The organism is Nocardioides guangzhouensis, from assembly GCF_004519545.1.
GTDB classification, from domain to species: domain Bacteria; phylum Actinomycetota; class Actinomycetes; order Propionibacteriales; family Nocardioidaceae; genus Nocardioides; species Nocardioides guangzhouensis.
The window spans coordinates 1-13,445 of the sequence record NZ_SDKM01000065.1 but is presented as its reverse complement, the minus strand read 5'-3'; the positions used below and the strand labels follow the sequence as shown (position 1 = coordinate 13,445).

Here is a 13,445-nt window from a genome sequence, read left to right as displayed (position 1 = left end):
GGCGCGGACGACTACGTCACCAAGCCGTTCGACCTCGACGAGCTGCTGGCCAGGCTGCGGGCACTGCACCGGCGGCACCACTCGTCGGGGACCCAGGTGCTGGAGGTCGACGGGCTGCGGCTGGACCCGGCGGCGCACCGGGTCACCCGTGACGGGGTCGAGATCGAGCTGTCGGCACGTGAGTTCAGCATCCTGCACCTGCTCCTCGAGCGGGTGGGCCGGGTGGTCACCCGGTTCACGATCCTCGACGAGGTGTGGGACGGCGAGACCGACCTGCGCAGCAACGTCATCGACGTCCACGTCGCCTCCCTGCGCGGCAAGATCGACCGGCCGTTCGGCACCGAGACGATCACCACCGTGCGCGGCGTGGGCTACCGGGTGGACGGGCGCTGAGGGGCGGGCCACCGACGTGAGCAGGGTCTCCCGGATGCCGCTGCGCCACCGGCTGGTGCTGGGCTTCTCGCTCGCGATGTCGGCGGTGCTGCTTGCCGCGGGCGGGTTCGTCTACTGGCGCGTGGAGCTCGCCCTCGACCGGTCGCTGGACCGCGAGCTGGGCGACGCCACGTCCGCGCTCGCACCGCTGGTGACGCCGGCCGGCCGGGTGACCGACAGCTCCGCGGTCGCCGCTGCGGGCGTGGCCTACCAGGTGCTGGACGAGGACGGCCGGGTGCTCACCGGGTCGGTGACCGAGCCGCTGCTGGACCCGGCGGACGCGCGGGCCAGTGACGACGGTCCCGTGCGCAGCGACCGCGGCGCCCTGCTCCCGGCGTCCCCGGACCCGCTGCGGCTCGAGGTCTCCCGGCTGCCCGCGGCGGCGGGCCCCGCGACGTACCTCGTGGTGGCGGCGCGCCGCGACCAGCGCGACGAGGCGTTGCGGGAGCTGCTGCTGCAGCTGCTGGTGGCGGGGATCGGTGCCCTGGTGGTCACCGCTTTCGTCGGCGACCGGCTCGCGCGGGCGGCGCTGCGGCCGGTGGAGGACTACCGCAGCCGGGCCGCCGAGATCGCGGCCGGCTCCACCGGGGTCCGGCTCGACGTGCCGCCGGACCGCGACGACGAGGTCACCCGGCTCGGGCACACGCTCAACGACATGCTGGCCGCGCTGGAGGCGGCGATCGCCCGGGAGCGCCGGTTCGTCGACGACGCCAGCCACGAGCTGCGCACCCCGCTCACGTTGCTGACCAGCCGGATCCAGCTGGCCCGCCGCCGGTCGCGGTCGGTCGCCGAGCACGAGGCGGTGCTGGCCGAGCTGGAGACGGACGTACGCCGGCTGGCCACGCTCGCCGAACAGCTCCTGGAGCTGGGCGCGGCCGGCACCGGTCCCGCGGCCACCGCCGACCTGGCCGCCGCCGCGCAGGACGCCGTACGCCGGCACGCCGGGGAGGGCGTCACGGGGCGGGTTCCGGGGGGCGTCGTCCCGGTCCCAATGAGCGCGCTCGCGCTCGACCGGCTGCTGGACAACCTGCTCGGCAACGCGCTCCTGCACGGCGCTCCCCCGGTGACGGTGGAGGTGGACGCCGCCGATGGCTGGGCGCGGCTGCGGGTCGCCGACGCCGGGCCGGGCATGGGGCCGGAGCTGCTGGCCACGGCGACCGAGCGGTTCACCCGTGCCGACGACGCGCGCTCGCGGCCCGGGGCCGGGCTCGGCCTCGCACTGGTCGAGGCGCTGGTGCTCGACGCGGGCGGCCGGCTGCGACTGTGCGCGCACGGCACCCACCAGCGGGTCGGGCCGGACGCCGGGCCGGACGCCGGCGTGCCGTGCGACCACGACGACCGGATGACGGTGACCGTGCTGCTGCCGCCGGTCAGTCCATGACCGGCGCAGGCGCTCCGGCGCGGTGGCCGCACCGCTCCAGCATCGCGACCAGCACCCGGTGCATCCCGTCGGCGCCCTCGACGGCCTCCCAGGTGTCGCCGAGCAGCGCCGGCGGGGCGAGCAGCAGCGCGGAGTCCTGCCAGCCGCCGAGCCCGCCGTGGGCCCCCACGAGGTCCTCGAACGCCGCGATCTCGAGGGTGTCGAGGTCGACGGTGCTGTTGACGTAGAGGTCCGGCGCCTCGGCCATCGCCATCGCCCGGGCCAGCATCCGCGCCGCGTGCTCGCCGTACGGCGCGAGCGGGTCGTCGCCCTCCACGGTGCCGGTGGCCAGGTCCCGCCGGCCGGTGGCACCGATCACCCACGGGGTGCCGGCGCCGTCGGTGCCGGCCACGAAGCCGATCCCCGGATGTGCCGCCAGACCGGGCACCAGCCGCGGCCAGCGGCCCTCGAGGTCGTCGAGGGTGAGCCGCTGCGGACCGGGGACGTAGACCAGGCCGAGGTTGCCGGAGCCGAGCACCACCAGGTCCGAGTCCGGCGGCGCCGTGTCGTCCCGTGCCACCTCCTTGCTGACCCGCTTGTCCGCGGTCCGGGAGATCCGGCCGGTGAGTCCCTCGTCGCCGAGGTCCTGCACGAGCGAGTCGGCGCGACCCCAGCCCTCGACGGAGTGCTCGATCCCCTGCACCGGCGCCGCGGTCAGCTCCGCGCAGAGACCGGACAGGTCGGTGCCGTAGCGGTCGGCGAACGGGGTCCCCTGCGACTGCCCGTGGTCGGAGACCACGACCAGGTGGTAGCGCCGGGCACCGCGGGTGGCCAGCTCCTCGAGCTGGGCGAGCACCCCGTCCAGGCCGTCGAGGGCGGCCAGCGACTCGGGGCGGAACACCCCGGCATGGTGGGCGATCTCGTCGTAGTCGACGTAGTCCACGTAGACCGAGCGGGTGCCGCGCCGCATCTCCTCCGCGACCAGTGCGGTGTTGAGGTCACGCAGCAGGGCGTTGGTGATCGCACGCAGGATGGCGAACGTCCAGTTCCGCCTGATCCGGGGAACCAGCCGCCGCTGCTCCTGCCGCCGTGCCTGCCAGCGCTCCTTGACCACCTCGGCGACCGTCCGCGAGAGGCTCCGGGAGAAGCCGGCCGGAGAGGCCAGGAACCAGGCGACGGCCCGCCGGGTCTGCGTGGTGCCGCGCTTCGCCCCGGCCACGCTCATCGTGAGCGGCGAGCGCTCCGCGTCGCCGGAGAAGAGGTTCGAGATCGAGACACCGTCGTCGCACAGCAACCCCCGCCCGTCGGTGGCGCGGGCCTCGATGATCTTCGCGTCGGCGGGCCTGTTCGCGACCAGCACCCGGCCGAGCTCGCGGTCGTACCACCGGAACGCGGGGATCCTCTGCACCGTGCCGTGCAGGAGCCCGAGCTGGCTCGCCGGGGTGGTGCAGGGCAGCTGCGGGGTCCACTCGTGCAGCACGTGGCTGCCGTCGGCGAGCCAGCGCCGGATCGTGGGTACGCCGCCCGACTGGACCGCCCAGCGCAGCACCGGGAACGCGACCCCGTCCATCTGCACGAACACCACCCCGTCCACCTCGGGGTCGGCGACGGTGTGCGCCTTGCCGCGGCGCATCAGCGCCGAGGTCAGCCCGGCCTGGCTGCCGGACGCGGACAGGTAGGCGACCACGGTGCCGAGGGCCGCGCAGATCCAGCTGGTCACGACCGCCGCCCAGAAGGTGGCGTCGATGCCGGGCACGGTGACCATGGCGACGTACATGACGACGGCCTGGCCGACCAGCGCCAGCGGGGCGACCGCGAGCCAGCCGATCCGGGCCGAGACCTCGACCAGCAGCGGGCGGACCAGCAGCCCTGCGACGCCGCTCACCGCGGCGACGGCGACCCACGCCCACGGGCTGGTGGCCGACACGTTCGGCTGCAGCCAGGCCGCGACCATGAGGATCAGCGACGAGAACACCCAGGTGACCAGCAGCCGCACGAGGTCGCCGAGCAGCAGGCTGCGCCGCTTGCTGGCCATCGCGCCTCCCTCACCGTGGCCGGTCACCCGAGCGGAACACGGCGAGCATGGCGCGGCGCCGGCCGCGGCGCGTCACCCGAAGCGGGCGAGCCTCCGCCGCCGGTGCCAGGCCACCAGCCCCACGACCACGAAGCCGGAAGCCACGGCCAGCCCGACGCCGCCCAGCGAGCGCTCCACGAGCGGCAGGGACCGACCGGCGAGGTAGCCGAGCAGGGTCACGCCGGCGCCCCACAGCAGACCCCCGGCCGCGTTCCACGCGAGGAAGCGGCGGTACGGCATCCCGCTCATCCCGGCCAGGGCGGGCGTCAGCGCGCGCAGCAGCGCGGTGAACCGGCCGGCCACGACGGTGACCCCTCCCTTGCGCCGCAGCCGGTCACGGGCCGCGTCGATGGCCGGCCGGTGCCGGCGCAGCGCCCGCGCGCCGATCAGCCGCGGGCCGAGCTTGCGCCCGACCTCGAATCCGACGGTGTCGCCGACGATCGCGGCGACGACCACGACCGCGGCGAGCAGGGCCACCGACAGGTGGCCGGTCGAGGCCAGCAGACCACCGACGAGCACCGCCGACTCGCCGGGCACCACGAAGCCGACGAACAGGGCGGCCTCGGCGAACACCGCCGCGCCCACGGCCACGTAGGCCAGCGGGGGCGGGATGGTGCCGAGGACGTCGACGACGATCTGCTGGACGCTCATGCCGACGACGGTAGGTCGGCTGGATGAAGGCCGGATGAAGGTCGGCTGCAGGCGCTCCGGGTGCTCCGGGTCACCCGAAGCGGGCGACCCGCAGCGGCGCGGCCGCGTGCTCCCATCGGAGCGTCGGCCGGGTCGGGTCGACTCCGGAAGTCGGGTTCGCCGCTCGGGAGCGGGCGGTCGGAGGAGGAATCGACATGCGCACCTTTGCCTCGTGGACGTCGATCGTGGTCGGCGCGATCATGGTGGTCGCCGGGATCCTGACCTGGATCGTGGTGAGCACGACGTTGGCCGACCAGAAGATCACCACCTCGGGCGACGCCTGCCTCCCCGACCGGGACGTCAAGGGCCCGTTCACCGCCTACTGCCAGGCGGACGTGATCGACAAGCACGTCAAGGAGGCCACTGGCGGCAAGACGTACGCCGAGCTCGCCCAGGACGATCCGAAGCGGGAGACCGCCATGACCGGCTCGTTCCTGCAGGCCTCCCTGTTCACCTCCGTCGTCGCGTTCGGAGTCGCGTTCATGGCGGTCGGCGTGGGGGCGGTCTTCGTCCTGATCGGGTTCGGCATGCGCACGCCGCCGGTCCGGGCCGGCGGCGGACACCACGCCGCCACGTCGGAGGACACCAGGCCGGCCTGACCGGGCTCCGCTCAGGTCCCTCTCAGGCGGGACGGCGACAATGGTGTCTCCCCACCCCGTCCCCCAGGAGATCGATGAGCCACGCCACCGTCACGCCCCGCGCCCAGGAGCTGCTGTCCCGACTGGAGGCGTGGGCGCACCGCGGACGCGGCCGCGCCCTGGCGGTGAAGGTCGCGGTCACCGTGCTCGGACCGCTGGTGGTGCTGACCGGGATCGCGATGACCGTGCTCCCCGGACCGGGCCTGGTGGTGATGGCGCTGGGGTTCGCGCTGCTGGCGCTGGAGTACGACTGGGCGCGTCACGTGATGCGTCGTGCGGGTGAGGGCCTGTCCCGGATCCGCCGTGCGGTCCTCCCGCAGGGCGCCTCCCAGGGCCGGCGGGCCTTCGGGGTGCTGGGCGCGGGGGCGTTCGTGGCCGGCACCACGCTGCTGACCGCCGCGGTCACGACGTACGTCGGCACACTCGCGGTCCTCTAGGGATCGGTCGGCCGCGCCTACTCACCCGATCCGGGCGAGTGCGGACCCCGGCCGCTGGCGTCACCCTGAGCGCGTCGGCGCACACGAGGAGGACGCGATGATCAGGGCGATCGACGGCATGCCGGACGGGACACTGGGCTTCGAGGCGGTCGGGAAGGTCACCGCCGACGACTACCGCCAGGTGCTGGTGCCGGCGGTGGAGGGCGCGATCGAGCGGGGCGAGGTGCGGCTGCTGTTCCTGCTCGGGGACGACTTCGACACGTACTCCGCCGACGCCGTCTGGGCGGACATGAAGCTCGGGGCCGGGCACCTGCGCAACTGGAAGCGGGTCGCGGTCGTCTCCGACGCCGACTGGCTGGAGAACTCGGTGAAGGCGCTGGGGTGGCTGCTGCCCGGGAAGTGGCGGGTGTTCGAGACCGACGACCTCGACGACGCGCGGGAGTGGCTGGGGCGCTGAGGTCAGGTGCCGGCCGCTGCGGGATCCGCCGGCTGGCCCACGGCCCGGGTGGGCAGCAGCCGGGTGAGGAACAGGGCGACCGCCGCCAGGACCGCGAGCACCGCCAGGCTGAGCCGCAGGCCGGCGATCCGTGCGTCGGCGTTGAGGTCGGAGATGGTCTGCGCCTTGTCCGGCGGCACCCCGGCCTCCTCCATCGCGGACTCCAGGTCGGCGTCGGAGACGAACGGGATCCCCCCGGAGAGCTCCACCTGGGCGGTGCTGTTCACCTCGGGCGGCACGTCGGGGTTCGCAGCCAGGCCGGACAGGAAGGTCGCGGTCAGGGCGCCGATGAGGACCGAGCCGGCCAGGGCGGTGCCCAGCGAGGCGCCCAGGTTGGTCACCGTGTTCTGCAGGCCGCCGACCTCGCCGGTGCGCTCGTCCGGCACCGCGGAGACGGTGACCGCGCCCAGCTGGGAGGCCAGGGCGCCGACGCCGAGCCCGGCCAGCAGCAGCGGGACCGTGACGATCTCCGCCCCCGCGCCCTCCTCGAGCGCCGCGATCAGCGCGAGGATGCCGGCCAGGATGGTGGCCAGCCCGACCGCGACAACGGCTCGTGGCGAGGCCCTCGGCCAGAACTTCGGGATCCCGACCGCAGCGAGCAGCAGCGTGACCGACAGCGGGAGGAGCCGGATCCCGGTGTCCAGCGCGCTGAGACCGAGCGCCACCGACAGGTAGAGCGGGATGGTGAAGAAGAGCCCGGCCTGCAACAGGAACTGGAAGCCGAACATGGTCAGGCCGCCGGTGAGCTGGGCGTTCTGGAACATGGTGAGGTCGACCAGGGGCTCGCCGCCGCGCGCGACGACGTGGTGCTCCCACGCGACGAACAGGCGCAGGAACAGCAGCCCGGCGACGATCAGCCAGAGGGTGAGCGAGAGGCCCAGCACGTCCGTTGCGCCCTCCTTGGCCAGCACCCAGCCCCACTCCCCCGACCTGAGCACGCCGAACACCGCGAGGCCGAGGCCGGTCGACGACAGCGCCACGCCCACCAGGTCGAGGCTGCTCCGCCCTGCCGGCGCGACGTCCTGGATCTTGCGGGTCAGGGCGAGGATCGCGATGACGATCACCACCTCACCGGCGAAGACCAGCCGCCACGTCCAGTACGTCGTGACCGCGCCGCCGATCAACGGTCCGGCAGCCACGGCGATCGCGCCCGCGGAGGCGACCAGCCCGTAGGCGCGCGGCCGGTCCCCGGCCTCGAAGTTGGAGGCCACCAGCGCCACGATCGCCGGCATGATCAGCGCCGCACCGACGCCCTCGAGGAAGGACCATCCGAAGATCAGCACCGGCAGGCTCGGCGCCAGGGAGGTGGTCAGCGACCCGCACCCGTAGATCACGCAGCCGATCGCGAACGCCTTGCGCCGCCCGATCATCGAGCCGATCTTCCCGCCGGTGATCATCAGCGTCGCCATCACCAGCGTGTAGAGGGTGATCGCGGTCTGCACCCCGGTGACCGTCGTACCGACGTCCTCGGCGACCTGCGCGATCGAGACGTTCATGACCGAGCTGTCGAGGGTCATCAGGAACTGGCCGGACGCCAGCGTCATGAGGACCACCCCGGCGCCGCCCGCGGCGCGTCCCGAGATCGCTGCTGACGTGGACGACGCCATCGCCCACCTCCTCCTGCTCACTGCGCGGCGACCTGCTGCGCTCGGCGGGGACAGGATGCCGCCGGCTGCCGGTCGTGCGCCTCACCCGACGAGGGTGGGTCGCGGGCCGGCTCCCCGGCGGTCCAGACCNGGTCCAGACCGTGGTGGTGTCGAGACGCTCGCTGGCGCTCGCTCCTCAACCACCGGGAGATGCGCTCGGCGACCGCTGGTTGAGGAGCGCGCCCTGTGCCCGTCTCGAAACCGAGGTCGCGACGTGTCGGGTCAGTCGGCCCAGTCGACCGAGAAGTACTGCGTCTCGCAGAAGGCGCGGATCCCCTCGCGCGCGCCCTCGCGCCCGAGTCCGCTCTCCCTCACCCCGCCGAACGGCGCCGCCGGGTCGGAGACGACGCCGCGGTTCACGCCGACCATGCCGGCGTCGATGCGCTCGGCCAGCTTCAGCGCCCAGCGCAGGTCGCCGGAGAAGACGTACGCCGCGAGGCCGTGCTCGGTGTCGTTGACCTGCCGGAGCAGCTCGTCCTCGTCGCGCCAGGTCACCACCGGCGCGACCGGGCCGAAGATCTCCTCGCGGAGCAACGGGGCGTCGGCGGGCACGTCGACCAGCACGGTCGGCGGGTAGAAGTGGCCGGCGTCGGCGGGCGCCGCGGACCGGTGCGCGACGGTGGCGCCGGCGGCGAGCGCGTCGTCCACCAGGCCGGTGATCGTGCGGACCGCGCGGTCGCTGATCATCGGACCGACGGCGGTGCCCGCGTCGAGCCCGGGGCCGACCGCCAGCGCCTCGACCGCGGCGCCGAACGCCGCCACGAACACGTCGTGGACGGCCTCGTGGACGTAGAAGCGGTTCGCGGCCGTGCAGGCCTGGCCGCCGTTGCGGAACTTCGCGATCATCGCGCCGGCCACCGCCGCCTCGATGTCGGCGTCCGCGGCGACCACGAACGGGGCGTTGCCGCCGAGCTCCATGGAGGAGTTCACGACCCGGTCGGCGGCCTGCGCGAGCAGGTGCTTGCCGACGCCGGTGGAGCCCGTGAAGGACAGCTTGCGGACCCGCGGGTCCTCCAGCCAGGTGGTGACCACGTCGGCCGGGCGGCTGGTCGGCACCACGTTGACGACCCCGGCCGGGGCTCCGGCCTGGTCCAGGATCCGGGCCACCGCCAGCGCGGTCAACGGGGTCTCCGCGGCGGGCTTGAGGACGACCGTGCAGCCGGCGGCGAGCGCCGGACCGATCTTGCGGGTCGCCATCGCGGCCGGGAAGTTCCACGGGGTCACCAGCGCGGCCACCCCGACCGGTCGGGACGTCACGACGGTCCGGCTCCCCCCGGCCGGGGACACGCCGTACGCACCGTCGGGGCGGACCGCCTCCTCGGCGAACCAGCGGAAGAACTCCGCGGCGTACCTGACCTCGGCCCGGGCGTCGGAGAGGGACTTGCCGTTCTCCCACGCGATCAGGGCGGCCAGCTCGTCGATCTCGGCGAGCATCAGCTCGAAGGCCTGGTGCAGCACCTCGGACCGGGCGCGCGGCGCGGTGCCGGCCCAGCCGGGGAACGCGGCGGCCGCGGCGTCGACCGCGCTCCGGGCGTCGGCGGCGGAGCCGTCGGCGACCAGCGTGATCAGGTTGCCGGTGGCCGGGTCGACCACCCGGAACGCGGCGGCGTCCTCGGAGGGGCGCCGGCTGCCACCGACGTGGATGCCCAGCCCGGGGCGGAGGTCGTCGACGTAGTCGAGCAGGTCGAGGGGCTCGATCGGCGAGCCGGCGATCAGGGTCACGGGGTTCCTCTTCGCGGGAGTCGGTGGGGTCAGCGGAAGGCGGGGAGGCCGGTCAGGGCCTGCCCGACGACCAGGGTGTGCATCTCGACGGTCCCCTCGTAGGTGAGGACCGACTCGAGGTTGTTCATGTGCCGGATCACCGGGAACTCCAGCGAGATGCCGTTGGCGCCGAGGATCGTGCGGGCGGTCCGGCAGATCTCGAGCGCCTCCCGGACGTTGTTGAGCTTGCCGAGGCTGACCTGCTCCGGGCGGAGCCTGCCGGCGTCCTTGCGGCGGCCGAGGTGCAGCGCGAGCAGGTGACCCTTGACCAGCTCGAGCGCCATGTCGGCGAGCTTCTGCTGGGTGAGCTGGAACCCGGCGATGGGCTGTCCGAACTGCTCGCGCTCGCCGGCGTACCGCAGCGCCGTCTCGAACGACGACCGGGCCGCGCCGAGCGCTCCCCAGACGATGCCGAAGCGGGCCTCGTTGAGGCAGGACAGCGGGCCTCGCAGGCCACGGACCTCGGGCAGCACCGCCGACGCGGGCAGGCGCACGCCGTCCAGCACCAGCTCGCTGGTCACCGACGCGCGCAGCGACATCTTGTGCTTGATCTCGGGCGCGTGGAAGCCGGGCGCGTCCGTGGGCACGACGAACCCGCGGACGCCGTCGTCGGTGCGGGCCCAGACGACCGCGACGTCGGCGATGGAGCCGTTCGTGATCCACATCTTGCGGCCGTCGAGCACCCACGAGCCGTCGACGTCCCGCCGGGCCCGGGTACGCAGCGAGCCCGGGTCCGACCCGTGGTCGGGCTCGGTCAGGCCGAAGCAGCCGATCGCGGTGCCGGCGGCCATCCGCGGCAGCCAGTCCTGCTTCTGCTGCTCGCTCCCCCACCGGTGGATCGCGTACATCGCCAGTGACCCCTGGACCGACACCATCGACCGGATCCCGGAGTCGCAGGCCTCGAGCTCGAGGCAGGCCAGGCCGTAGTCGACCGCGGACATGCCCGGGCAGCCGTAGCCGTCGAGGTGCATGCCGAGCAGGCCGAGGTCGCCGAACCGCTTCATCAGACCGCGCGGGTCGTCGATGCGGCCGGCCTCGAACCAGCCGGCGACCTGCGGCTCGATCTCGGCGCAGAGCTGGCGGACCGAGGCCCGGACCGCCTTCTCGTCGGCGGTGAGCAGGTCGTCGATGCCCGCGGGGTCGCGCGGGTCGAAGGCGGGCAGGTGCTCGGTGCTCATGGGTGCTCCTCGTGTCGGGCTCGGACGTCGGACGTGTGCTCGCCCAGCGCGGGCGGCGGGGTGGGCCGGCGCAGCGGACTGCGCGACCAGGTGATCGGGTGGCGGACCTGCTCGGGGTGGCCGTCGCCGAGGACGACGGTGGGCTCGAGGCCGAGGGAGGCGGCCAGGTCGAGGGCGGCGCCGATGTCGTTGACCGCCCCGGCGGCGACGCCGACCGCGGTCAGGCGCTCGACCCAGTCCGCGACCGGGCCGGCGGCGAGCGCGCCCTCCAGCTCGGCGACCAGCGCCTCGCGGTGGGCGACCCGGGCCGGGTTGGTGGCGAAGCGCGTGTCCCCTGCGAGTGCCGGCCGGTCGAGGACGCGGCACAGCCGGGCGAACTGCCCGTCGTTGCCGCAGGCCACCGCGATCGAGCCGTCGGCGCACCGGAGCGTCTCGTACGGCGCGATGGACGGGTGCCGGTTCGCCAGCCGGTCCGGCGCGTCGCCCGTGGTGAGGTAGGCCGAGGCCTGGTTGACCAGGGAGCCGAGCAGGCTGGAGAGCAGGTCGACCTCGATCCGCTGGCCGCGCCCGGAGCGGCTCCGCTCGTGCAGCGCGGCCAGGATCCCGATGACGGCGTCCTTCCCGGTGAGCACGTCGACGACCGCGACGCCCACCTTGCTGGGCTCCGCGGCGGGGTCTCCGGTGATGCTCATCAGGCCGCCGAGTGCCTGGACCACGAAGTCGTAGCCGGGCAGCGCGGCGCCGCGGCCGCTGCCGAACCCGGTGACCGAGCACCAGACCAGGCCGGGGTTGGTGCGGGCCAGCTCCTCGTAGCCGAGCCCGAGCCGGTCCATGGTGCCGGTGAGGAAGTTCTCCACCACCACGTCGGCCTCGGCGACCAGCGACCGGGCCACCGCCAGGTCGTCGGGGTCCCGGAGGTCGAGGGCGATGCTGCGCTTGGAGCGGTTGACGCACGCGAAGTACGACGACCCGTGCGGCGACCAGGGCGGTCCCCACTGCCGGGTGTCGTCGCCGGCGCCGGGGCGCTCGACCTTCACCACGTCGGCACCGAGGTCGGCGAGCGTCATCGTGGCCAGCGGTCCGGCGAGGACCCGGCTGAAGTCCGCGACCCGGATGCCGGCCAGCGGGGTCTGGTCGTTCATGCCGGCACCTGCTTCCCGTCGACCCGGCGCGGCAGCCGCCACGGGTTGTCCTCGCGCAGGGCCGGGGGCAGCGCGGCGTCGGGTACGGACTGCCAGGTCACGGGCCGGGTGAAACGGTCGAGGGCGGCCGCGCCGACCGAGGTGGCGGACGGCACGGTGGTGGCCGGCCAGGGGCCGCCGTGCTGCTGGGCCCAGGTGGTGGCGACCCCGGTGGGCCACGCGTCGACGGCGACCCGACCGACGCGGGTGCCGAGCGCGGCGACCAGGCCGGGCACCTCGGGGTCGTCGTCGCCGTTGCTCATGACGGAGGCGGCGAGGGCTCCCGGCAGCGACCGCAGGACGCGTTCGAGCTCGCCGTGACCGTCGTACTCCACGACCAGGGCGACCGGCCCGAAACACTCCTCGAGGAGCCGGGAGCCGGGACGGAGGTCGACGGCCCGGGCCTGGAGCAGGGTGGCCGCGGCGGACCACCCGTCCGCGTGCCCGGGGACCCGCGCGAGGACCGTGGCCCCGGCCTCCTCGAGCTCCCGGGTGCCGACGTCGAAGCCGCGGGCGATGCCCTCGGTGAGCAGCCACCCGGCGGGGGCGGCGCGCTCCAGCGACCGGACCACGGCGTCCGGGAAGCCGGCACCGGCCGGGGCCAGCAGCAGTCCGGGCTTGGTGCAGTACTGCCCGGTTCCGAGCGTGAACGAGCCCACGAACCCGTCGGCGACCTCGACCCGGCGCAGGGCGCCGGCGCGGGTGACCACGACCGGGTTGACGGTGCCCATCTCGGCGTACACCGGGACCACCTCGTCGCGCTCGTTGGCCGCCCGCCACAGCGCCAGCCCGCCCTGCTGGGAGCCGGTGAACGCGACCGCGCGCACCTGCGGTGCCCGGACCAGGGCGGTGCCGGCGTCGAAGCCGGACACCAGCCCGAACGCGCCGGCGGGGGCGCCGGCGCCGGTCAGGGCCTCGCGGGCGACGTGGCCGAGCAGCCGGCTGGTCACCGGGTGCGCGGGGTGCGCCTTGGCGACCACGGTGCAGCCGGCGGCGAGCGCGGACGCGGTGTCGTGGCCGAGCACGCCGAAGCCGAACGGGAAGTTGCTCGCGCCCAGGACCGCGACCGGTCCCAGCGGGACGCGCAGGCGGCGCAGGTCGGGCCGGGCGCCGTCGGCGTGGTCGACGGTCGCGCCGAGGAACGACCCCTCGGCGGCGACCTCTCCGTAGAAGCGGAGCTGGTCGGCACACCGGGCCAGCTCGGTGCGGAGCCGGGGCTCGCCGAGGCCGGTCTCGGTGTCGGCCATCCGGACCAGGGCGGTCCGGGTGCCGGCGGTCTCGAGGCCTTCGGCAAGGGCGAGGAGCCAGTCACGGCGTACGCGTGGGTCCGTCGCGGCGACCCGTCCGGCCGCGCCGGCCGCGCAGGCCACCGCGTGGTCGACGTCGTCCGGGGTGCTCACCGGCACGGTCTCGACGACCGTCCCGGTCCGGGCGGCGACGCTGGTGTCCTGGCGCACGGTGTCCCGGTCCCTCGTGTCGGAGTGCATGCTCAAACCACTACCAGCGGGTCAGGCGAGGACGGTGTCGAGCGGTACGGAGGCCATGGCGTGGG

At 74.6% G+C, this 13,445-nt stretch carries 12 protein-coding genes; 5 read left to right on the top strand and 7 right to left on the bottom strand.

Annotated elements, in window-relative coordinates:
• On the top strand, nt 1-393 hold a 393-nt coding region (locus EKO23_RS23480; RefSeq protein WP_134720915.1), incomplete at its 5' end, for a winged helix-turn-helix domain-containing protein.
• A gap of 34 nt (nt 394-427) precedes the next feature.
• Nucleotides 428-1,813, top strand: a complete 1,386-nt coding sequence (locus EKO23_RS23475; RefSeq protein ID WP_134720914.1) for an ATP-binding protein — start codon at nt 428-430, stop codon at nt 1,811-1,813.
• On the opposite strand, the gene EKO23_RS23470 is transcribed toward EKO23_RS23475, so the two are convergent.
• Both EKO23_RS23470 and EKO23_RS23465 read right to left on the bottom strand, forming a co-directional pair.
• Nucleotides 1,803-3,827, bottom strand: coding sequence for a phage holin family protein (locus EKO23_RS23470; protein ID WP_134720913.1), 2,025 nt, complete (start codon nt 3,825-3,827; stop codon nt 1,803-1,805). The two genes, EKO23_RS23475 and EKO23_RS23470, sit on opposite strands and share 11 nt — an antisense overlap.
• 72 nt (nt 3,828-3,899) lie before the next feature.
• Nucleotides 3,900-4,517 (bottom strand): DedA family protein, encoded by a 618-nt coding sequence (locus tag EKO23_RS23465; RefSeq protein WP_134720912.1) that lies wholly within the window; start codon nt 4,515-4,517, stop codon nt 3,900-3,902.
• Between the two features lie 194 nt (nt 4,518-4,711).
• Between EKO23_RS23465 and EKO23_RS23460 the strand changes: the two genes are divergently transcribed.
• From EKO23_RS23460 to EKO23_RS23450, 3 genes are all read left to right on the top strand, one after another.
• A complete protein-coding gene (locus tag EKO23_RS23460) occupies nt 4,712-5,155 on the top strand; it encodes an aromatic ring-opening dioxygenase LigA (protein ID WP_134720911.1) in 444 nt (147 codons plus the stop codon).
• Nucleotides 5,156-5,229: 74 nt separating this feature from the next.
• The gene (locus EKO23_RS23455; protein ID WP_134720910.1) at nt 5,230-5,631 is read left to right on the top strand and encodes a PGPGW domain-containing protein; all 402 of its coding nucleotides are present in this window, start codon (nt 5,230-5,232) and stop codon (nt 5,629-5,631) included.
• Nucleotides 5,632-5,728: 97 nt separating this feature from the next.
• Complete coding sequence (locus tag EKO23_RS23450; RefSeq protein ID WP_134720909.1) at nt 5,729-6,088, top strand: SpoIIAA family protein; 360 nt, start codon at nt 5,729-5,731, stop codon at nt 6,086-6,088.
• Nucleotides 6,089-6,090: 2 nt separating this feature from the next.
• On the opposite strand, the gene EKO23_RS23445 is transcribed toward EKO23_RS23450, so the two are convergent.
• From EKO23_RS23445 to EKO23_RS23425, 5 genes are all read right to left on the bottom strand, one after another.
• Nucleotides 6,091-7,734 (bottom strand): MFS transporter, encoded by a 1,644-nt coding sequence (locus tag EKO23_RS23445; RefSeq protein ID WP_134720908.1) that lies wholly within the window; start codon nt 7,732-7,734, stop codon nt 6,091-6,093.
• 261 nt (nt 7,735-7,995) lie between these two features.
• Nucleotides 7,996-9,423, bottom strand: coding sequence for an NAD-dependent succinate-semialdehyde dehydrogenase (locus tag EKO23_RS23440; protein ID WP_246051275.1), 1,428 nt, complete (start codon nt 9,421-9,423; stop codon nt 7,996-7,998).
• A 101-nt stretch (nt 9,424-9,524) separates the two neighbouring features.
• The gene (locus EKO23_RS23435) at nt 9,525-10,712 is read right to left on the bottom strand and encodes an acyl-CoA dehydrogenase family protein (RefSeq protein WP_134720907.1); all 1,188 of its coding nucleotides are present in this window, start codon (nt 10,710-10,712) and stop codon (nt 9,525-9,527) included.
• Nucleotides 10,709-11,854, bottom strand: a complete 1,146-nt coding sequence (locus tag EKO23_RS23430; RefSeq protein WP_134720906.1) for a CaiB/BaiF CoA transferase family protein — start codon at nt 11,852-11,854, stop codon at nt 10,709-10,711. The genes EKO23_RS23435 and EKO23_RS23430 overlap by 4 nt, the downstream gene beginning before the upstream one ends.
• Nucleotides 11,851-13,380 carry an aldehyde dehydrogenase family protein gene (locus EKO23_RS23425; protein WP_134720905.1) on the bottom strand — a complete coding sequence of 510 codons (1,530 nt, stop codon included), beginning with the start codon at nt 13,378-13,380 and terminating at the stop codon, nt 11,851-11,853. Before EKO23_RS23425 ends, EKO23_RS23430 begins: the two co-directional genes overlap by 4 nt.
• Nucleotides 13,381-13,445: the final 65 nt, after the last annotated feature.

Bases quoted from the DNA above. Each gene is read 5' to 3' on its own strand.
- EKO23_RS23475 (WP_134720914.1), top strand. From the start codon at position 428: ATGCCGCTGCGCCACCGGCTGGTGCTGGGCTTCTCGCTCGCGATGTCG.
- EKO23_RS23470 (WP_134720913.1), bottom strand. From the start codon at position 3,827: ATGGCCAGCAAGCGGCGCAGCCTGCTGCTCGGCGACCTCGTGCGGCTG.
- EKO23_RS23465 (WP_134720912.1), bottom strand. From the start codon at position 4,517: ATGAGCGTCCAGCAGATCGTCGTCGACGTCCTCGGCACCATCCCGCCC.
- EKO23_RS23460 (WP_134720911.1), top strand. From the start codon at position 4,712: ATGCGCACCTTTGCCTCGTGGACGTCGATCGTGGTCGGCGCGATCATG.
- EKO23_RS23455 (WP_134720910.1), top strand. From the start codon at position 5,230: ATGAGCCACGCCACCGTCACGCCCCGCGCCCAGGAGCTGCTGTCCCGA.
- EKO23_RS23450 (WP_134720909.1), top strand. From the start codon at position 5,729: ATGATCAGGGCGATCGACGGCATGCCGGACGGGACACTGGGCTTCGAG.
- EKO23_RS23445 (WP_134720908.1), bottom strand. From the start codon at position 7,734: ATGGCGTCGTCCACGTCAGCAGCGATCTCGGGACGCGCCGCGGGCGGC.
- EKO23_RS23435 (WP_134720907.1), bottom strand. From the start codon at position 10,712: ATGAGCACCGAGCACCTGCCCGCCTTCGACCCGCGCGACCCCGCGGGC.
- EKO23_RS23430 (WP_134720906.1), bottom strand. From the start codon at position 11,854: ATGAACGACCAGACCCCGCTGGCCGGCATCCGGGTCGCGGACTTCAGC.
- EKO23_RS23425 (WP_134720905.1), bottom strand. From the start codon at position 13,380: ATGCACTCCGACACGAGGGACCGGGACACCGTGCGCCAGGACACCAGC.